This window comes from Paramicrobacterium chengjingii, assembly GCF_011751765.2.
Taxonomy (GTDB): Bacteria; Actinomycetota; Actinomycetes; order Actinomycetales; family Microbacteriaceae; genus Paramicrobacterium; species Paramicrobacterium chengjingii.
Window position 1 is genome coordinate 1124856 of the sequence record NZ_CP061169.1, and the last position, 19629, is coordinate 1144484.

General features: G+C 60.8%; 16 protein-coding genes. 14 read left to right on the plus strand and 2 right to left on the minus strand.

The annotated features are described in order from the left end of the window. Positions 1–18 precede the first annotated feature (18 nt). Positions 19–1758, minus strand: a complete 1740-nt coding sequence (locus tag HCR76_RS05405; RefSeq protein ID WP_244971491.1) for a glycoside hydrolase family 3 protein — start codon at positions 1756–1758, stop codon at positions 19–21. A gap of 247 nt (positions 1759–2005) precedes the next feature. On the opposite strand from HCR76_RS05405, the gene HCR76_RS05410 reads away from it, so the two are divergent. The 9 genes from HCR76_RS05410 (at position 2006) to HCR76_RS05450 (ending at position 13244) form a co-directional block, all read left to right on the plus strand. Continuing rightward, complete coding sequence (locus tag HCR76_RS05410; RefSeq protein WP_166988934.1) at positions 2006–2869, plus strand: sugar phosphate isomerase/epimerase family protein; 864 nt, start codon at positions 2006–2008, stop codon at positions 2867–2869. Then, on the plus strand, positions 2866–3897 hold the full coding sequence (locus HCR76_RS05415; protein WP_166988936.1) for a Gfo/Idh/MocA family protein: 1032 nt from the start codon (positions 2866–2868) through the stop codon (positions 3895–3897). Before HCR76_RS05410 ends, HCR76_RS05415 begins: the two co-directional genes overlap by 4 nt. Next, on the plus strand, positions 3894–5060 hold the full coding sequence (locus tag HCR76_RS05420) for a Gfo/Idh/MocA family protein (RefSeq protein WP_166988938.1): 1167 nt from the start codon (positions 3894–3896) through the stop codon (positions 5058–5060). Before HCR76_RS05415 ends, HCR76_RS05420 begins: the two co-directional genes overlap by 4 nt. A gap of 202 nt (positions 5061–5262) precedes the next feature. Next, on the plus strand, positions 5263–6789 hold the full coding sequence (locus HCR76_RS05425; protein ID WP_166988939.1) for an ABC transporter substrate-binding protein: 1527 nt from the start codon (positions 5263–5265) through the stop codon (positions 6787–6789). 66 nt (positions 6790–6855) lie between these two features. Further along, positions 6856–7797 (plus strand): ABC transporter permease, encoded by a 942-nt coding sequence (locus HCR76_RS05430; RefSeq protein WP_166988940.1) that lies wholly within the window; start codon positions 6856–6858, stop codon positions 7795–7797. Next, positions 7794–9584 carry a dipeptide/oligopeptide/nickel ABC transporter permease/ATP-binding protein gene (locus HCR76_RS05435; RefSeq protein ID WP_166988941.1) on the plus strand — a complete coding sequence of 597 codons (1791 nt, stop codon included), beginning with the start codon at positions 7794–7796 and terminating at the stop codon, positions 9582–9584. The genes HCR76_RS05430 and HCR76_RS05435 overlap by 4 nt, the downstream gene beginning before the upstream one ends. Next, entirely contained in the window at positions 9581–10459 is an 879-nt protein-coding gene (locus HCR76_RS05440; RefSeq protein WP_434063577.1) for an ATP-binding cassette domain-containing protein, read from the plus strand. The genes HCR76_RS05435 and HCR76_RS05440 overlap by 4 nt, the downstream gene beginning before the upstream one ends. Positions 10460–10538: 79 nt before the next feature. Beyond that, on the plus strand, positions 10539–11585 hold the full coding sequence (locus HCR76_RS05445) for a LacI family DNA-binding transcriptional regulator (protein WP_166988942.1): 1047 nt from the start codon (positions 10539–10541) through the stop codon (positions 11583–11585). Positions 11586–11789: 204 nt separating this feature from the next. Then, the gene (locus HCR76_RS05450; RefSeq protein WP_166988943.1) at positions 11790–13244 is read left to right on the plus strand and encodes an HNH endonuclease; all 1455 of its coding nucleotides are present in this window, start codon (positions 11790–11792) and stop codon (positions 13242–13244) included. Between the two features lie 84 nt (positions 13245–13328). Here the strand turns inward: HCR76_RS05450 and HCR76_RS05455 are convergent, their stop codons facing one another. After that, positions 13329–14189 carry a sugar phosphate isomerase/epimerase family protein gene (locus HCR76_RS05455; RefSeq protein WP_244971492.1) on the minus strand — a complete coding sequence of 287 codons (861 nt, stop codon included), beginning with the start codon at positions 14187–14189 and terminating at the stop codon, positions 13329–13331. A 308-nt stretch (positions 14190–14497) separates the two neighbouring features. Between HCR76_RS05455 and uidB the strand changes: the two genes are divergently transcribed. The 5 genes from uidB (at position 14498) to HCR76_RS05480 (ending at position 19594) form a co-directional block, all read left to right on the plus strand. Then, complete coding sequence (gene uidB, locus HCR76_RS05460) at positions 14498–15946, plus strand: glucuronide transporter (protein WP_166988945.1); 1449 nt, start codon at positions 14498–14500, stop codon at positions 15944–15946. 41 nt (positions 15947–15987) lie between these two features. Further along, positions 15988–17226 carry a D-mannonate dehydratase ManD gene (manD, locus tag HCR76_RS05465; RefSeq protein WP_166988947.1) on the plus strand — a complete coding sequence of 413 codons (1239 nt, stop codon included), beginning with the start codon at positions 15988–15990 and terminating at the stop codon, positions 17224–17226. A gap of 19 nt (positions 17227–17245) precedes the next feature. Beyond that, the gene (locus tag HCR76_RS05470) at positions 17246–17791 is read left to right on the plus strand and encodes a gluconokinase (protein WP_166988949.1); all 546 of its coding nucleotides are present in this window, start codon (positions 17246–17248) and stop codon (positions 17789–17791) included. A gap of 51 nt (positions 17792–17842) precedes the next feature. After that, positions 17843–18784, plus strand: a complete 942-nt coding sequence (locus tag HCR76_RS05475) for a hypothetical protein (RefSeq protein ID WP_166988951.1) — start codon at positions 17843–17845, stop codon at positions 18782–18784. A 198-nt stretch (positions 18785–18982) separates the two neighbouring features. After that, a complete protein-coding gene (locus tag HCR76_RS05480; RefSeq protein WP_166988953.1) occupies positions 18983–19594 on the plus strand; it encodes a 50S ribosomal protein L25/general stress protein Ctc in 612 nt (203 codons plus the stop codon). The last annotated feature ends 35 nt before the right edge of the window (positions 19595–19629 follow it).

Consider the following 19629-nt stretch of genomic DNA (forward strand, 5'->3'; position numbering starts at 1 on the left):
GACTGTGTATGGTGCCCGTCAGAGCCGGGTGCCCCAGGTGGCGCCGCACCAGACGTTCTCATTGAAGGTTCCGGTGAACTCTGATGCGCCCGTGATCTTCTCTACCGCGGCTCTGATCGACTCGCGGCTCGGGGTGTAAGCGTGCACGAGCGTCTTCACCATCGGAACGTCGATCAGATGGTTGGGTTGGTTGAGCGACACGAGAACGGTGGGAACCTCGGTGACGTACCAGGGGATCTCTGCTGCCATGGGCGTCGACCAGTGAATGCGCACCGTTGCCTCCTGGGCAAACCCGGCGACGTTGGCGAAAACAAGAGCGGCATCATATTTCTCGGCGTAGTCGCCCGAGGCCTCGTCGGCCATGACGGTGTGAAAATACACACCTTCTTCACCCTCGGCCGCGCGTTGCAGGGCATTCTTGAACACGTGCACCTCAAACCCTGCACGCTCAAGCTCCTGCTTCGCGATGTCGAGGTAGCCGCTCGGATCGGTTCCGGTGAAGTCCGATTGCCCGGTGATTCCATACAAGCGAATGCGGGGGTGACTCTGTGGTGTGAGCGGCAGCGTGTTGGCTGTGTCCTTCACGAGCGTCACGGCGCGGTCTGAGACGGATGCCGCGATGGCGCGATGCTCGTCGCTTCCGATGACCTCGAGGGCATCGACTGGGGGAACGAGCTCGTCGCGCGGCGTCTCGTGCAGACCGAGCGATGCCTTGAGCCCCAGCACGCGGAGCAGCGCCTCGTTCAAGCGCTCTTCCGTGACGACGCCGTTCTCAATGCCCGCACGCAGGTAGGCACGGTCCTTTGCGGGGTCGCGGAAGAATAAGAACATGTCGCAACCGGCGGCAATTGCGGCGGGAACCGCGTCTCTGCGCGGCAGCGCCTGTGTGAAGCCGACCATCATTGACGCATCGGTGATGATGAGCCCGTTGAATCCGAGCTCGCCGCGCAGAAGATCTTGCAGCAGCTCTGGGGCGAGTGTCGCCGGCTTCACCTCAGCATCCGTCATCTCCGGCCTGAAGTGTCGAGACAGCTCGGGTGCCCCGATATGGCCGATCATGATCGACTGCACTCCGTACTCGATGAGCTCACGGTAGACGCGCCCGTAGCTGTCGTTCCACTCATCGTGGCCCAGCGTGTTGTAGGTGGTGACCACGTGTTGGTCGCGTTCGTCGATGCCGTCACCGGGAAAGTGCTTCATCGCCGCCGCGGAGCCTGATTCGCTTAGACCGTCAAAGTACCGTTTGGCGCGCTCGATGACGATGTCGGCGTTGTCGCCGAACGAGCGGGTGCCGATCACCGTATTGCGCCAGTTGCGATGGATGTCGACGATGGGTGCGAAGGCCCAATTACACCCGATCGCTGCTGTCTCGCGGCCGCCGACGTACCCGAGCCGATAAGCATCGTCTGGGTCGGGGCTTGAGCCGGCACCGAGATGCGAGGTGACGAGGGTTCCATCACTAATGCTTCCTGCGCCGCCCATTTCGGGGTTCGACGCCACGAGCAGGGGAACCTTCGCCTTCGACTGCGCGTAGCGAATGTGCGCCTGCACGACGGAAGATGCGGCGCCCATGAACCGGATGCCACCCACCTTGTGCTCGGAGACGACTGAATCGAGGTAGCTCTCATCGAAGGAAGTGTCGAGATTGATGAACAGCTGCCCGAGCTTCTCATCCAGCGACAGCGAACTCAGAGTGGTCTCGACCCAGGCGATGGCGTCGGGTGAGAGGTTGAACGGTGCGCGGGACAGGTCGACCATGACGTTTTCCTCGTACATTCGAAAGAGTGGGCTACGCCAGATATTCTCGCCCGCGCATCTCCTTTTGTCAATCGGTTGCCAATTGCTCGAGATTGTTCTTGTGATCTTGGTCTCGTGCACATTGCCTTCACAATTCTTCTGTGTGGCAATCGGTTGCGAAAGCGACGACGGGTGCTTAGAGTGTCCATGATTGCCTTGCACGCGCAAGGTTCCCGCAGATGTGAACGAGCGAAGGCGGTTCGAGACGATGACAGGCAATGCAGCGGCAGAGAGCACGGTGACGTGGACCCTCTCGGGATTCGGCGACGAGATCCACGATGACCCGGCCGTGCAGGTGGCGGTGCTGCGTGCCCTTGGCGTCCAGCACATTGAGGTGCGCAGCGCGTGGGGCGTCAACGTCGTTGATCTTGACGACGATCAGCTCGAACGCCTTGCCGCGGTGCTGAAGGATGCGGGCATGGGAGTGTCAGCTGTCGCCTCGCCCATCGGGAAAGTCGATGTCTCGCTCGACGCTGATCTCGAGGTGCAGCGGCTGAAGCGGATCATCCGCGTTGCGCACGCGCTGGGCACGGACAGCATCCGGGTATTTTCATTCTTCCGGGGGGAAGGGGTCCCGGTTGAGAGTACGCGCGACGCCGTCATGGCGCGCATGCGCGTGCTCGCGACCGAGGCCGAGCGTGAGAAGGTGACGCTGCTGCACGAGAACGAGAAAGACATCTACGGTGATACCCCGGAGCGCGTGCTCGACCTTGTCGAGTCTGTCGGATCGTCTGCTCTTCGGCTCGCCTGGGATAGTGCCAACTTTGTGCAGGTCGGTGTAACGCACCCGCACGACGAGGGTTATGCGATGCTTCGTCCTTACCTTGATTACCTGCAGGTGAAAGACGCCGAGGCGGCCTCTGGCAATGTCGTTCCCGCCGGGCACGGCGACGGGCAGGTGCTCCAGACCATCACAGCGCTGAAGAACGACGGCTACAGCGGATTCGCCTCGCTCGAACCTCACCTGGGCGAGGCTCACTCTCTCGGCGGATTCTCCGGCCCGACGTCGTTCGGTGTCGCGGCACGCGCGTTCGCCGCGCTGCTCGCCGATGCTGGTGTGAGCACCCGATGACGACGAGGGCGGCGGTGATCGGGTGCGGGGACATCTCTGCACTTCACCGTGACGCGATTGAGGGAATGCCGGATGCTGAGCTCGTCGCGGTCTGCGACACCGACGCCGATCGGCTCGACGAGGCTTCGACGCGTCTAGGTGTTCCCGGTTTCGCGGGCCACGAAGAACTCTTCGCCGTGGCGAAGCCCGATGTCGTTCACGTGTGCACGCCGCACTCGCAACATTCTGCTGCGGTGATCGCTGCGCTTGATCTTGGTATCAACGTCATCGTCGAGAAGCCCGTCGCACGCGACCCCGAACAGGCGGCTGCCGTCGTCGCTGCTGCAGCACGCAGTGCGGCGAAGATCGCCGTGTGCTTTCAGAACCGGTACAACACTCCCGTGCGTGCTGCAAAAGAACTGCTTGATTCTGGGCATCTTGGCCCGGTGACGGGTGCCTCGGGCACCGTGATCTGGCATCGCACTCCCGACTACTACGCGGCTGCGCCGTGGCGCGGAACGTGGGAGCACGGGGGAGGTGGCCTGCTCATGAATCAGGCGATCCACACGCTTGATCTGCTGCAGTGGCTTGTCGGCGCGGTCGCCTCCGTCGAGGGGAGCGCGTCGACTCGCGTTCTTCCGATCGAGGTCGAAGACACCGCAGAGATGACGCTTCACCATGAGAACGGTGCACGTTCCGTGTTCTATGCGACGCTCGCGCACTCGGCGAACGAGCACGTGACAATCGACATCGTCACTGAGCGCGCGCATCTGAGCATCCGTGAGAATCTCACTGTGCGATGGAACGATGGCACTGTCGAGACAGTGGACGAGGAGCTGACCGCAACGGGGGAGCGCTCGTACTGGGGCGTCTCTCACGAACGGCTCATCACCGATTTTTACAGCCGTCTCGACGAACCGCACGCTTTCTGGATCACGCCGGCTGAAGCAGCGCGAACCGTCGAGATCATCTCCGAGGTATACGCCTCGTCCTATCCCGAGCGCATGACGCAAACCACGTCCGCATCGAAACGGAGCATCACAGCATGACTGACACAAAGATTCGCCTTGGCATCATCGGTTTCGGAGCAGAAGGCGGCATGTACGCCACTTTCATTCGCGACGGAATGGTGCCGAACATGGAGGTCGGCGCCATCTGCGACATCCTGCCCGATAAGAAGGCAGGCGCAGAGGAGCTCGGTGTTCCGTTCTACGAGAACTACATCGACATGATCGAGTCGGGAGAGGTGGATGCTGTCGTCACGTGCGTTCCGCACTACCTTCACCCCGAGATGGGCATCGCCGCGCTTGAACGCGGCGTTCACGCTCTGCTCGAGAAGCCCGTGGGCGTGTATACGAAACAGGCGCGCGAGGTCATCGATTTCGCGGCTTCGAAGCCGCAGCTCACGTTCGGCGTGTTCTTCAACCAGCGCACGAACCCGCTGTATGTCGATCTGAAGAGCCTCATCGCTTCGGGCGAGCTCGGAGCCCTGCGCCACACGTCGTGGATCATCACCAACTGGTGGCGGCCGCAGGGCTACTACGACCAGTCGGACTGGCGTGCCACCTGGGGCGGCGAAGGAGGCGGCGTACTTGTCAACCAGGCTCCTCACCAGCTCGACCTCTGGCAGTGGATGTGTGGTGTCCCGCAGAAGTGTTTTGCAAAACTCGCCTTCGGTTTTCGCCGTGACATTGCCGTGGAAGACGAGGTTAACGCTCTGGTCGACTTCGGCAACGGCGCGACCGGTCACTTCATGACGGCGACGCACGACCTCGTGGGAACAGACCGCCTCGAGATGCTCTTCGACAAGGGAAAGATCGTCGTTGAGAACTCGAAGACCGTGACGATCACCCGACTCACGGCGCCGGAGCAAGCGATTTCCGAGAACATGTCCATGGATGACGTGCGCAAGTTGTTCACGGGGCAGCTCGACACCGGTGCGCTGTTCGAGACCGAGACAACCGAGTATGAATCGGTCTGGGGGCAGCAGCACGCCACCGTTATGCAGAACTTTGCCGTTAACATACTCGACGGAACCCCACTAATCGCCCCTGGCCCCGACGGCATCAACGGAGTTCGTCTCGCCAACGCCATGCATCTGTCTGCCTGGACGGGTGAAGAGGTCGACATGGTCAACTTCGATGAGGAACGCTACCTCACCGAACTCAACGCGCGTATCGAAGCCGAGGGCGCGTTCCCCGCGCGATCATGACGTAAATGCGAAATAGCCTCGACATGGGTGCCGAGGCTGTTTCGCGTGCCTCTGACAGCTACATTTCTACCGCGTCACAATTTTTGACAATCGGTTGCCAAAACCGCAATCGTGTCCTAGCGTTAGCAGAGCACATCAGAAGTCAACCCATTTTTGGCAACCGATTGCACTCAATGCAGAGAATCCTCTCAAGGAGAAAACAATGAAGTTTCGACCCCTGGTGGTTTCGGCGGCAGTCGTCGCTGCGGCTTCCCTTGCCCTCACCGGATGCTCCGGCTCAGCCGCGGGCAGCGGCTCGGGCTCGGCCCCCACAACGCTGACCCTTGGCGTGCTGCAGAACATCAACTCATTCGACCCAGCGCAGGCTCACCTGGGCCACCAGATGCAGATCTACCAGGCTGCCTACGACACGCTTATTCTGCGTGAGTCGGATGGCACGCTCTCTCCGATGCTCGCCACGGAATGGAAGTACAACGACGACAACACAGTGCTGACAGTCGATTTGCGCGATGACGTGACGTTCACCGATGGTGCGACGTTCGACGCGAAAGCGGCGAAGGCTAACCTCGACCACTTCACCGAAGCGAATGGCCCTGATGCCAACCAGGGACAGTCGATCGAATCCGTTGACGTCGTCGATGACGACACCATCGATATCAACCTCAGTGAGCCCGACCCTGCCATGCTGTACTACCTCAGCCAAGCGGCCGGTTTCATGGGGAGCCCCGACGCAATCGGCACAGACGGTGTGAAGACCGATCCTGTCGGCAGCGGACCGTACGTGCTCGACAAGGAGGCATCCGTCAACGGATCGCAATTCACGTTCACCAAGAATGACGACTACTGGAACCCCGACCTGCAAAAGTACGACAAGGTCGTCTTCAAGGTTCTTACCGACGTCACGGCACGCGTGAACGCCGTGGTCTCCGGGCAGGTCGATGCCACGCTTCTCGACCCCAAGACCAGCAAGCAGGCAGATAAGAAGGGGCTCAAGAAGACGAGCTACCCCGTCGATTGGCAAGGCTTCCTGCTCTTTGACCGCGGCGGCGAAATTGCGCCTCAGCTGAAGGATGTGCGAGTTCGCAAGGCGATCAACTACGCATTTGACCGCCAGACGATGCTTGACGAGGCACTGCTCGGCGAGGGGGAGATCACATCACAGGTCTTCGGCAAGACGACTGACGCATACATTCCCGAGCTCGACGATGCTTACACCTACGACCCGGAGAAAGCGAAGGATCTCCTGGCCGAAGCCGGTTACCCCGATGGCTTCACTCTGAAGATGCCGATGCCAGACGGAACCGAGACCTTCATGGCAATGGCGAAGCAGCAGCTCGCGGATGTTGGCATCACCGTCGAATACTCGTCAGCGACATTCGCCGACTACGTTCCGAACATCATTCAGGGAAAGTACTCAGTCGCATGGTTCAGCATCTTCCAGGGCGAGCCATGGGTTGCGATCCGCCAGATGATCTCGACAGATGCCGCCTACAACCCCTTCAAGACAACCGATGACGAAATTGCCGGCTACATTGATGCCGTGCATTTCGGTGGCTATAAGAGCGGTGAGCTTGCCAAGAAGGTGAACCAGTATGTCGTCGACAATGCCTGGTTTGCTCCCTGGTATCGCGTGAATCAGCTGTACTACAGCGATGACTCGAAGGTCACCGTAGAACCGCAGATTCAGCAGGCCGTTCCGAACCTGTACAACTACGCCCCGGTCTCCTGATCGTTGCGGTGGGGATGCCCAGGCGTCCCCACCGCATCCTTCGGGCACAAGTAAGGGATCTCCCTCATGCTGACGTTCATCATCAAGCGCATCGTTTCGGGCATCACCGTGCTCATCGCGATCTCCTGCGCAACATTCTTCCTCCTGTATTACTCGGGTTCGAACATCGCGCGAAACATCCTCGGTGAATATGCGACTCCCGACCAAATCGTGGCTAAGGAACACGAGCTTGGACTTGACCGCCCCATCATCGTGCAATTCGGCGAGTGGGCGACCCGCGCCGTCTCAGGTAATCTCGGCATCTCGTGGTTCACCAGCCAGGGCGTCGCCGAGTCCCTTCTGACCCGGCTCCCCGTCACCTTGACGTTGCTCATCGTTGCCATCATCTGCATCGCGACCTTCGCAACGGTCATCGGCATCGCCGCGGCAGTGAAGCGAGGATGGATCGATCGTGTCGTGCAGGTGGGCGCCGTGCTTGGCGAGGCGATTCCCAGTTTCGTGCTCGGGATCATCTTCGTCACGATCTTCGCCATCAACCTCGGTTGGTTTCCCGCCACGAGCAGCATCCAGCCAGGCTCCACCGGAAGCGCGTGGGTGCTGTCGCTCGCCCTCCCCGCGATCGCACTCGTCGTCAACGGACTGACGAGCACGGCGCAGCAGATTCGCAGTGCCGTCATCGCACAACTCGAGAAGGACTACGTCCGCACCCTGCGCAGCCGGGGGATTCCCGAAACCATCGTGCTCTTCAAGCACGTGCTGCGCAGCGCTGCGCCAGCTGGGCTCACCGTGCTGAGCCTTCACTTCATCGGCATGCTCGGCGGAGTCGTCATCATCGAGCAGATCTTCGCTCTTCCCGGAATGGGCGCGCTTGCCGTGCAATCCACCGTCCTTGGCGATACCCCGCTTGTCATGGGCGTCGTCATCTACACAGTCATCATCGTCATCATCGTCAACCTGCTCGTCGACCTGGCGAATGGGTGGCTCAACCCTAAGGTGCGTGTTTCATGAGCGAACCGATCGAGGTGAAAGCGTCGCAGGCGACAGTTGCGCGCACACACGTCTTCAAACGACTCATCAGCAACCCGATGGGCGCCATCGCTGTCGCCGTGCTGGGCATCATGATCCTTGTCGCGATCTTCGCGCAATGGATCGCGCCCTTCGATGCGAACTTTGCGAATATCACCAAGACGCTGTCAGGTCCGGATGCAACGAACATCCTCGGGACGGACAGTGCCGGGCGAGATACGTTCAGCAGGCTCGTGCTCGGGGCTCAGACAACTCTGTTGTCGGCCGTGCTCTGTGCGGTTGTCGCAATCGGCCTCGGTCTTCCATCCGGTCTGATTGCCGGTTATTACGGGGGTGTTTTCGACTCCGTCTCGAACTGGGTCGTCAATGTTCTCATGGCGATCCCCGGAATCATTCTGCTGCTGACCATTCGGGCAGCCTTCGGGCCGTCGGTGTGGATCTCGATGATCGCCTTCGGCGTGCTCATCAGCCCCGGCTATTTTCGACTCACACGCACTGCTGTTCAGTCAGTGAGGAATGAACTGTACGTCGACGCAGCGCGCGTTTCGGGCCTGAGTGACGGTCGAATCATCACGCGACACATCTTTTCCGTGGTTCGCGCGCCCATCATCATCCAGACTGCTGTCGTCTGCGGTGTGGCAATCGCCATTCAGTCGGGGCTTGAGTTTCTCGGGCTCGGTGACCCGGCAGTTGCGACGTGGGGTGTCATGCTGAGCGAGGGCTTCACGAACGTCTATCTCACTCCCGAGCTACTCGTCTGGCCCGCAGTCGCCATAGGTCTGGCCATCGGCGCCCTCGTGCTGCTGGGTAATGCAGTGCGCGATGCTCTTGAGGATCGCGAGAAGGTGAAGACGCCCAAAACACGCAAGAACACGCTCGTCCCGACAAATCGTGTGACCATACCCGCCGAGAGCGGCAGCGATCACCTTGTGGAGGTGTCTAGTCTCGCCGTGGGGTACCCGCAGTCTGGCGGAGCAGTTAAAGAGGTGGTGAGTGACGTCTCGTTCACCGTCGATCGCGGCGAAGTTCTCGGCATCGTCGGTGAGTCGGGCTCTGGGAAATCGCAGACTGCGTTCTCGATTCTCGGGCTGCTTCCCGCTGAGGCTCGCATTGTCGCGGGCAGCATCCAATTCGATGGAAACTACACGGTTGCCCCGGGCGAGCAGACCGTAAGCCAATCGCGGCTCACGAAGCTGCGCGGCAAACGCATCTCGTATATTCCTCAGGAACCCATGTCGAACCTCGATCCGGCATACACCGTCGGTTCACAGTTAGTCGCTCCCATGGTGCGCATTCTCGGCATCAGCAAGCGCGAGGCGAAGAAGCGTGCGCTTCAGCTTCTGACCGACGTCGGCATCGTCAACCCGGATCGCACCTTCGCCGCTTACCCACATGAAGTGTCCGGAGGAATGGCACAGCGTGTGCTCATCGCCGGTGCCATCAGCTGCGAGCCCGACCTGATCATCGCAGACGAACCGACGACCGCTCTCGATGTGACTGTGCAGGCCGAGGTTCTCGACCTCATACGTGATCTTCAGAAGCGTCTCGGCGTCGGCGTGATCCTCGTCACGCATAATTTCGGGGTCGTGGCCGACCTCTGCGACCGTGTCGTAGTCATGCAGAAGGGCAGACTCGTCGAAGGCGGTGCCGTCCGCGACGTGCTTCGCAACCCGCGGGACCCGTACACGAAGACGTTGCTGTCGTCGATGCTCGAGGGTAAAAAGCCCATGACCATGCTCGTCACCGCCGAAGGAGGATCGCAATCATGATGGATGCTGCACGCACAAAGAAGCCGCTCCTTGACGTGGACTCGCTCAACGTCGACTACCCGGGAAAAGGCTTCAGAGCGCGGCCCTTTCGTGCGCTCACTGACATATCGATCGGCATCGGCGAGGGCGAAACTCTCGGCCTCGTGGGGGAGTCCGGCTCGGGCAAGACGACCCTCGGGCGTGCGGTGCTCGGACTCGCACCGGTGTCGGCCGGAACGATCACCTTCAATGGGGCAGACATCAGTCACGCTTCGCGCGCCCAGCGTCAGAAGCTCAGTCGCGACCTGCAGGTCGTCTTTCAAGACCCCTATACCTCGCTCAACCCGGCGATGGAAATCGGCGACATTCTCGCTGAGCCGCTGGGAATCCAGGGTATCGGACCCAAAGAGTCTCAGGCGCGGGTGAAAGAGCTGCTTGATCAGGTCAACCTGCCTGGCGATGCGCTGCACAGGCAGCCACGTGAGTTCTCCGGTGGTCAACGTCAGCGTGTGGCAATCGCGCGCGCGCTTGCTCTGTCGCCCAAGCTTATTGTGTGCGATGAGCCGGTTTCCGCGCTCGATCTCACAACGCAAGCGACCGTGCTCGACCTGTTTCTGCAGATTCAGCGCGACACCGGGGTGTCCTACCTGTTCGTCTCGCACGACCTCGACGTTGTACGTCATATCAGCCATCGCGTGGCGGTGATGTACGGCGGACGAATTGTTGAGCAAGGGGACGCTGCGCAGATCACAGAGAGCCCGAGTCATTCGTACACGCAGAAGCTGCTGCTCGCCTCGCCGGTTCCTGACCCCGATCGCCAGCAGAAACGTCGTGAAGACCGCCAGCGACTCGCCGCACAGAAGGCACAGGATGCTGATACAACCGTCGCGGGGTGAACCGCTCGTCGTACGGGTGTATTACCGTAGAGTCGAGCTGCCACAGCAGTCTCGGCCGAACGGGGAATGGAGTTGACCGGTGGCGAATAACCCCGCGTCTGCACGCAAGAAGTCCCGCTCTGCTCCGACGATCTATGATGTCGCGAAGCTTGCGGGAGTGAACCCCTCCACAGTGTCGCGTGCACTGAGCCAGCCTGGTCGCATCAATGTCAAGACCGAGGCGAAGATCCATGCGGCGGCGAAGGAACTGAACTACCGGCTCAACCCGATGGCTCGAGCGCTTCCGACGGGTCGAACGAACACCCTCGGTCTGCTCATCGCCGACATTACGAACCCGGTGATCTTCGGCATTGTCCGTGGAGCGGAGAAGGCCGCAGCAGAGCGAGGCTACACGCTGGTCATTTCGGAGTCGCAAGAGTCAGGCGAGCGCGAAGCTGCGTCGGCGCAGCGCATTCAGCCCGCTGTCGATGGGCTCGTCCTCGGAACGTCCCGCCTGACTGACGAGGCGATCAAAGCGCTCGCCGAAGAAAAGCCGCTCGTCGTGATCAACAGGCAGATTGATGGCGTATCCAGCGTGACGCCGAATATCGAGCCGGGAATCGACCAGGCGCTTGCTCACCTCGAACTCCTCGGCCACACCGATCTCGTGTTCCTCTCAGGGCCGAGCGGGTCATGGATGAGCCGTCATCGCTGGAGCACCTTGAAAGCTGGTGCAGAAGCGCGAGGAATGACGATCACGTCGACAGCGCCCCAAGAGCCGACGATCGACGGCGGGCGTTCGCTGCTCTCGCGCGTCATTGCATCGGGAGCGACCGCCGTTGTCGCGTATAACGACCTGATGGCGATCGGTCTGATGCGTACAGCGGCGGAGCAGGGTATTTCCGTGCCGGGGACCTTCAGCATTCTGGGGTTCGATGACATCTTCGGATCTGATTTCACCTCTCCACCGCTCACCACGGTGCGTTCGCCACTCCTAGAGGCTGGGCGGCTTGCGGTGCGGCAAACCCTTCAGCTGATTGAAGATGGCCCGGACAGCGACGCCGCGTCGTTCGCGACACAAGGACTCGAAACCGAACTCATCATTCGTGGCTCCAGTGGTGCCGTGCGCGAGTCCTCGCGGGCCTGATCGCCGACACCCTGTTTACTCGCGTGAAGCAACGCAACACATTGCACGTCGTGCGGTCGTCATCGAGCGCACGCACCGCCTGCAAACTGACGCAATTTCGCTTTGTCGTCCACAGGCAGAAAGTTTTGCGAGTTGTCCACAATGGTGGTGTGATCGGGGGTTTGTGTCGGTAGGAATGTCGGTGGCTGCTGGAAGACTGTTGCCATGTTAAACGCAGCGACAGTCTCCGATTTCGAGCCTGTGGAGGGTCCGGATGCTACAGCTGTGCGTGCCGCGGAGAACATTCTGGCGGATGCTGCTGAGCTTGCCAAGATTGATCCGGCCGCACTGTCTGCCGACGCCCTCCTGACCTATACCGGGCTGTTGGGGAACATCGCCCGCCTTGTCGAGGGCCGCCAGATCTTCAACGTCGGGGACATTGCCCGGCGCTCCGATACCGATGCGGGGTTTGATGGTCTTGCGGCCCGTCACGGGTCCTCGTCTGCGACAGCATTGTTTGAGAAGGTCACGGGGGTGAAGAACTCCACCGCGCACCGATACACGAAAGTCGCAGAACAAACCACACCGCGAGTCTCCGACACCGGGTTGCCATTGGACCCGATCTTCACCCAAACAGCGGACGCGTTGAACGAGGGCACGATCGGTTTGGATGTTGCCGAGGTGATCACATCGGCGTTGGCGCCGGTACTGTCGCGGGTGGCACCGGAACAAGCAGACTGGGCCGAGAGCACACTGTTGGGTAACGCGACGGGTGCTTTTGGTGAGATCCCCGTCACGGCGGATGCCCTGCGTCAGCAGGCACGCATGTTTTGTGTCGCACTTGATCCGGATGGTGTGGAACCCACAGCGGAAGAACTCCATCAGGCACGTGCTCTGGTGTTTCGTCACCAGGACGACGGGAGTATGAGAATCACCGGCACCCTGTCCCCGGAACAGGCGGCACAGGTGACACCCGTGTTTGACGCATTCATGTCCAAACGCACCAGCCCGAAGTTCATGGAGACCGAAGAACTCGCCGCCCACGGCCAGGAACCGGAAGCACGGTCGAGGCAGCAGGAACGTGCCGACGTGTTCACAGCGATCATCGGCGGCACCGGGAAACAACAGTCCGCACCGAAACTCCACGGGCGAGGACCCACCGTGCTCGTCACCGTGAAGAACGATGACCTCGACAACGGTGCGGGTGCTGCCTGGTCGCCGGGAACCCCGGCACCGCTACCCATGTCGTTTGTGAAACAGATGCGATGCGACGGCGACACCCGACACGTGCGTATCGATGAGCACGGTGACGTGCTCAACCTCGGGTATGCCAGACGTGAGTTCAGCCCGAAGCAACGCCTCGCGCTCATCGCCCGCGACGGCGGCACGTGCGTTGCTGCTGACTGCGACATTCCCGCCTGGCTGTGTGAAGCACACCATGTGCAGGGGTGGGCGAACGACGGGAAGACCGACGCCAGGAACGGTGTCATGTTGTGCTGGTGGCATCACAGGCTTGTGGAACGCGGCGAATGGGCTCTCACCCGCGACAACACAGGCCACCCGAGACTGATTCCACCAGACTGGTACGTGAATCGACGGTATTTGGGACGCCGCAGCAGACCCGACAGCGGCGATGAGTCGGGGCCGGACCCTGGCCGAGATACCGGGCCGCGCACCTGAGTACGCGGCGGCCCCGAGGGAACACACGACGCACGAGTCAAAGCACTCGAAGCGCTGTTCAGGGCGCCCAGACCGACCTGACACTCAGAATAGTTCGCTGTATCCGAGCGTCACGAGGTTGTCATACGAGGTCTGCAGGCAGTCGAAGACATTCCGGCCGTAAAGCTGATCTTGCTCGACAAGCAAATACTCTGCGTCACTGTCGAGTGCTGCCTGGATAATCCCAGGGAAGTCGAGGTTACCTTCGCCCACTTCCGCAAACTGCACAACGCCCATGAACGCCTGCATGAAGGTGGGAAAGTCGCCTGAGTCGAGTGCCCTGAAGGCTTCGTCCGGCACCTGACCGATGCGGTAGTCCTTGAGATGGATCATCGCCACGCGATCGCTGTAACGCTTGATCGTCGTCGCTGGATCCTTGCCTCCGCGCTGAATCCAATGAGCATCCAGCTCGAGACCGACGTCTGGCGCTCTGTCGGCAATGACATCGAGCAGCAGCTTCCCGTCGTACTTGGCAAACTCAATGTGGTGGTTGTGGTAATACAGGCGAATGCCATCGTCGGCGAGGCGCTTTGCGTATGCATTCGTGTCGTCGCAGAATTCGAGAACCTTCTCGAGCGAACCCATCGCATCAAAGGGCAGCATTCCAATGCGCACCATCGACGTGTTTAACCGATGGCAGTCTGCGACGAGTTTGCCGTAGTTTTCCGTGAGCGTGTCGAGGGGCAATCCGGGCTTACCGCGAAGACCCGTAGACAGGGATGCAATGTCCATGCCCAGCTCATCGCGAGCGCGCGCGAGCTCGTCGATGTTCTCTGTCGTCATGGGGATCTGAGAAATCTCAACGGCGTGATACCCGATGTCGGTGATCTTCCGCAGCGTCTCGTAAGGGCCGATCTCGGCAAAGCTATCCTTCAGCATCATTGCCTGTACGCCGATTTTCGCCACCTGGGTCTCCTTCGTTGGATGCCGACCACGAATGGTCGTGCGTGTGCGGGGTTCTTTTAGTGTGTCAGGAACTCTTCAAGATGGCAACCGGTTGTCGGGTAGTTGCGTGATGGAGGCTCGATTCATTCTGTATAAGGGAAAAAATGACGGCAACCGTTTGCCAATCGCGAATCATCGTGTTTCACTTGACGCATCGGCAATTGAGATGTCGCAAGGGTGCAACCCCGCGATGACGCGAAGGAAGGTCTCATGGTTCAGCCACAACGATTTGCGTACGCAACAGGCAACGCTGGCGAAGGGCTCTGCAGTTGAGCGCCCCGTCGGCAACGCAACCCGCGAAAGGAAAGCTCACAAAGCTGAGCATCGTCGGATACGGAGCGGGTGACGCAGCAAACAACCTCGCCTTCACAACGGCGACGATGTTCCTTCTGGTCTATTACACGGATGTTGCGGGAATCTCCGCAGCAGCGGCCGGAACGCTCCTGCTTGTCGTTCGCGTTTTCGATGCCTTCTCTGACATCTTTGCCGGGCGCATTGTCGACCGTGTCTTCAACAAGCGACTGGGCAAGTTTCGCCCGTTCATCATGTTCGGTTCTGTACCGCTTCTCGTGCTCTCCTGCCTCACGTTCTCAGTGCCGCAGATTGGCGAGAGCGGCATGCTTCTCTACGCGTATCTCACCTATGCGGCGCTCGGCCTCGCCTATAGTCTCGTCAACATTCCGTACGGCTCCCTTGCCGGCGCCATGACACAGGATGCCGGTGAGCGCGCCAAGCTTGCCAGCGCTCGGTCCGTCGGCGCAATGATCGTGGGTGCTGGTCTTGGTGTGTTCGTCGCACCGTTGATCGTCCCCGGCGCCGACCTGCAGACCATGTTCACATTCCTAACACTCGGTTTCGTCGTCGTTGGCACGGCGCTGTACTTGTTCACCGCGTTAACGGCGAAAGAGCGCGTGGTTCGTGACGTGCATAATGTCTCGATGAAGCAGAGTTTCGCGACGCTGAAGCACAACCGTCCGCTTCTGATGCTGTGCCTGAGCTCGTTCGTGTTTCTCACCGGAATGCTGGCGCTCGCGACCGTGCAACTGTATTACCTGCGCGACGTGCTCAATGCTCTTCCGCTGTATGCCGTGGTCTCCGTCGCTCAGATCGTGATGACATTCGGTCTCGCTGCCGTCATGCCTAAGCTCGTTCGCACATGGGGTAAACGCGCCGGGTATATCGTTGGCGGGCTCATCATGGCGGCAGGTGGCGCAATCATGTTCTTCACGCCGTCAAGCCTCGTGTGGCTCGGCTTCAGCGGCCTTCTGCTCGCGCAGCTGGGTATCGTGCTGGTGAACATGCTCGTCTGGACGCTTGAAGCAGACACCGTTGAGTACGGCGAGTGGAAGACAGGCGTACGGTCTGAGGGCATCATCTACGCGCTCTTCTCATTCACACGAAAGACGGGTCAGGCCGTTGGGGGAGCGCTCGCGGCATTCGCGCTCTCGTGGGGTGGCTATGCAGCCGGGGCTGCAGAGCAGACCGCGCACGCTGAGCTGGGTATCCGTGCTGGGGCAGGCCTCATCCCGCTCGTCTGCTCGATTGTGGCCATAGCAATCATGATCTTCTACCCGCTGACTGACAGCCGTCACCGTGAGATCGTTGCTGAGATCGATGCACGCCGCGAGCGTGGCGAGACGGCATCCATTGACCCAGCGCTGTCGACGGCAGCTTTTCAGTCTCAGCGACCCATGAGCTCGACACCACCAGTCGACTGAGGTGTACCTTTCATTCTGAACAATCACAAGGAGCAACTGACGTGAAGATCGACAAGGCCGAAGTTATTGTCACCAGCCCTGACCGCAACTTCGTCACGCTGAAGCTGACGACAGACGACGGCTTGACGGGCCTCGGAGACGCAACGCTCAACGGTCGTGAGCTTGCCGTTGTCGCGTACCTCAAAGAGCACATTGTTCCTCTGCTGATCGGGCGCGACGCCTCCAACATCGAGGACACGTGGCAGTTTCTCTACCGCAGCGGATACTGGCGCCGTGGACCCGTGACAATGGCATCGATCGCCGCCGTCGACATGGCGCTCTGGGACATCAAGGGCAAGGCCGCGGGCATGCCCGTCTACCAGCTTCTCGGTGGCGCGAGCCGAAACGGCATGATGGCGTACGGCCATGCCTCGGGCAAGGAGCTTCCCGAACTGTTCGACTCGATCCGCGAGCACCAGTCTCTTGGTTACCGGTCGATTCGCGTTCAGACGGGCGTTCCCGGCCTTGAGTCCATCTACGGCATTGCGTCAAACAAGGGCCTTCCCGGCAATGAGGGAGTTCGCTACGATCACGAGCCGGCACAGCGTGGAGCGCTGCCGTCGCAAGAGGACTGGGACACCCGCTCATACCTGCGCCACGTTCCGACGGTGTTCGAGGCCGTCCGCAACGAATTCGGGCCCGAGTTGCCTCTGCTGCACGACGGCCACCACCGCATGACCCCGCTGCAGGCGGCGAAGCTCGGCAAAGATCTCGAGCCGTACGACCTGTTCTGGCTTGAAGACTGCACGCCAGCCGAAAACCAGGAGGCACTGCGTCTCGTGCGCCAGCACACGACGACGCCGCTCGCGATCGGTGAGATCTTCAACACGGTGTGGGACTTCCAGAGTCTCATTTCCGAGCAACTCATCGACTATGTGCGTGCAGCGTCCACACACTTCGGCGGTATCAGCCCGCTCAAGAAGGTAATGGACTACGCGGCCATGTACCAGGTGAAGTCGGGCTTTCACGGCCCCACGGATATCTCGCCTGTCGGGTTTGCCGCGCAACTGCATGTCGGTCTCGCGATTCACAACTACGGCATTCAGGAATACATGCAGCACGGCGACAAGACGAACGCCGTCTTCGACCAGTCAATGACCTTCGACGATGGTTATCTTCACCCGGGGAACAAGCCCGGACTTGGCGTTGAGCTCGACACGGATGAAGCAGGTCAGTACCCCTACGAAACGGCGTACCTTCCCTATAACCGTCTCGCCGACGGAACAGTTCATGACTGGTGAGCAGTTAAGCTCTGGAGTGATGAATTCCTCTCCGACACAGACGCACGCGCCGCAGATCGTAGTGATGGGCGTCTCCGGCTCAGGCAAGAGCACCGTCGGCTTGGCGCTGGCCACCGCGCTCGACGTGCCGTTTACTGATGGAGATTCGCTGCACTCACAGTCGAATATCGACAAGATGGCTGCAGGCGTTCCGCTGACAGACGAAGATCGCTGGCCCTGGCTCGCTGAGGTGGGCCGCGTGCTTCACGACTCGGGACAGTCGGGAGCGGGGTCCGTTGTCGCGTGCTCGGCGTTGCGTCGTTCGTATCGTGACGCGATTCTTGCCGTGGCTCCCGACGCGATCTTCGTGCACCTCACGGGTGACCGCGATGTGCTCGCGCGGCGGATGTCGGGGCGAAGCGACCATTTCATGCCGACGACACTTCTGGATTCTCAGATCGACACGCTCGAGCCGCCCCACTCAGACGAGCCTGCCGTGCACGTCGACATCGACCAGCCGGTGGCAGGAATCGTCGAGAGCGCGCAGGCTCGGATCGAGAGCGTGCTGGGCGACCGCAATCGCTGATTATGAGCGCCGATCGACTCTGATCTGCTTCCCCCCTCTACACTCGGGGGCATGAGCCAGATTCCGGATGCTGCGACGAGCGAACGCTCGGCAACGACAGCGCCGCCGTGGCAGCGTCGCGTTGCGAGCGCGGTCGTCGCGGTAGTCGCACGGTTTCTTGGGCTCGGCCTTGTGTTCTCTGGCGGTGCGTCCGTGCTGACGGGCGGCGCGGGAAATGAGAGGTTCGGTTCGGCGGACTGGGTGAGTATTTGCGCCGGACTCGTGTTGATCGCAATCTCCGCTGCAACGATGATCGTCTCAACAAGCGGCATGATCATCGTGTCGGCCATAGAGATCCTCGTCTCCATCCCTGCAATCGTCATCCCGTTCTCCATCGGCAGCCGCGATGTGCACCCGGTCAACTGGTCGCGCGGCGTCTACGAGGTGGTGTTTCCCGACGGTGCCGAACTGGCGGGCGTGGCGACAGCATCCGGATTCGTGCTCGTGCTGGGGTGTGTCTCTCTTGCCACAGCGCTCGGGCACCGTGAGCGTCGACGCTCTGGTTCTCACGTCTCACCGCTCGGGCGCATCATCGCTATGGGGGCGTCGATCATCCTCAGCGTTCCTGGCGCAGCCCTCGTGTGGGCAGGCGGATACCAGCTCAGCATCGAATACCACGTGTTCGCATCGACCGACGTATCAGTCGGCTCGGTGATCATGATCATCGCCGGAGGCTTCTTGTGCGCGGCCGTTGCTGCCGCCAGCAGGCTGTCTGCCGCCGCGCTCTATGCATTCGGACTCTTCTGGGTGACGATGTGGGTGGCGTTCGGGGCGTTCTTGTCTTCGGCGACCCCCGAGACCGTGCCGATCATTCCCGTGTGGGCGACGACGACTGCCGTGGCGTGGTGCCTGTGCGGATTCAGCGCGGTTCTCGCTGTCTTTCTTTTGACCTCGGGCGTTGTTGCGCGCGTCGTCGCGCTCTCTCTGCGAGGTTCGACGAGCGCCGCCACCTGAGCTGGGCAGTGACGCATTTGTCATGCTGTAGACTCAAGGATTGAACTTCGGCGAGGGACATTACGGTGTCCGTGATCGACGCGGTGGATGGGCACAGGCTTGTCCTCACGCTGACATGCGTTCGAGTCGACAACACAAACGTTTCTCGGGCCCCGTGCCCAACCGACCAGCCGGCCAGTCCGGCAAGGAGATATCACCATGGCTGATCAGCTCAAGCTCGGCGCGGAAACGCGCGAGTCGTTTGGCAAGGGCGCGGCGCGCAAGCTTCGCGCCGCAGGCAAGATTCCCGCGGTGGTCTATGGCCACGGCGCCGCACCTTTGCACCTCACACTTCCCGGGCACGAGACGATGCTTCTGCTGCGCCGCAGCAACGCGCTCATCGAGCTCGACGTTGAGGGCAAGAAGCACCTCTCGCTCGTCAAAGACGTTCAGCGCGACCCGGTGACGCAGATTATCGAGCATGTCGATCTCATCGTCATCAAGAAGGGTGAGCGCGTCGACGTCGAGGTGCCCGTGCACTTCGAGGGCGAGTCGTTCAGCGGCACCATCTTGATGGTGGAGGTCAACACCGTTCGCCTCAACGTCGCTGCGACAAACATTCCTCAGAGCCTCGTGTTCTCCATCGAAGGCGCTGTCGAAGGCACGCAGGTGCTTGCCGGTGACATTGAGCTGCCCGAGGGCGCAGAGCTCGCCGAAGAAGCAGACCTGTTCCTCGCGCACATCACCGTACCGAGCGCTCCGTCTGAAGAAGAGGAAGAGGCTGCCGAAGAGGCAGCAGCCGAGGCCGCTGAGAGCGAGCCCGAAGAGTAACTCGAACAGCGCCGGGCCCGCTGCTCGCCTTCGTA

Excerpts from the sequence above, each read along its gene's own strand:
- HCR76_RS05405 (WP_244971491.1), bottom strand. The coding sequence starts at position 1,758 with ATGGTCGACCTGTCCCGCGCACCGTTCAACCTCTCACCCGACGCCATC.
- HCR76_RS05415 (WP_166988936.1), top strand. The coding sequence starts at position 2,866 with ATGACGACGAGGGCGGCGGTGATCGGGTGCGGGGACATCTCTGCACTT.
- HCR76_RS05440 (WP_434063577.1), top strand. The coding sequence starts at position 9,581 with ATGATGGATGCTGCACGCACAAAGAAGCCGCTCCTTGACGTGGACTCG.
- HCR76_RS05420 (WP_166988938.1), top strand. The coding sequence starts at position 3,894 with ATGACTGACACAAAGATTCGCCTTGGCATCATCGGTTTCGGAGCAGAA.
- HCR76_RS05430 (WP_166988940.1), top strand. The coding sequence starts at position 6,856 with ATGCTGACGTTCATCATCAAGCGCATCGTTTCGGGCATCACCGTGCTC.
- HCR76_RS05410 (WP_166988934.1), top strand. The coding sequence starts at position 2,006 with ATGACAGGCAATGCAGCGGCAGAGAGCACGGTGACGTGGACCCTCTCG.
- HCR76_RS05450 (WP_166988943.1), top strand. The coding sequence starts at position 11,790 with ATGTTAAACGCAGCGACAGTCTCCGATTTCGAGCCTGTGGAGGGTCCG.
- HCR76_RS05480 (WP_166988953.1), top strand. The coding sequence starts at position 18,983 with ATGGCTGATCAGCTCAAGCTCGGCGCGGAAACGCGCGAGTCGTTTGGC.
- HCR76_RS05470 (WP_166988949.1), top strand. The coding sequence starts at position 17,246 with ATGAATTCCTCTCCGACACAGACGCACGCGCCGCAGATCGTAGTGATG.
- HCR76_RS05435 (WP_166988941.1), top strand. The coding sequence starts at position 7,794 with ATGAGCGAACCGATCGAGGTGAAAGCGTCGCAGGCGACAGTTGCGCGC.
- HCR76_RS05475 (WP_166988951.1), top strand. The coding sequence starts at position 17,843 with ATGAGCCAGATTCCGGATGCTGCGACGAGCGAACGCTCGGCAACGACA.
- HCR76_RS05425 (WP_166988939.1), top strand. The coding sequence starts at position 5,263 with ATGAAGTTTCGACCCCTGGTGGTTTCGGCGGCAGTCGTCGCTGCGGCT.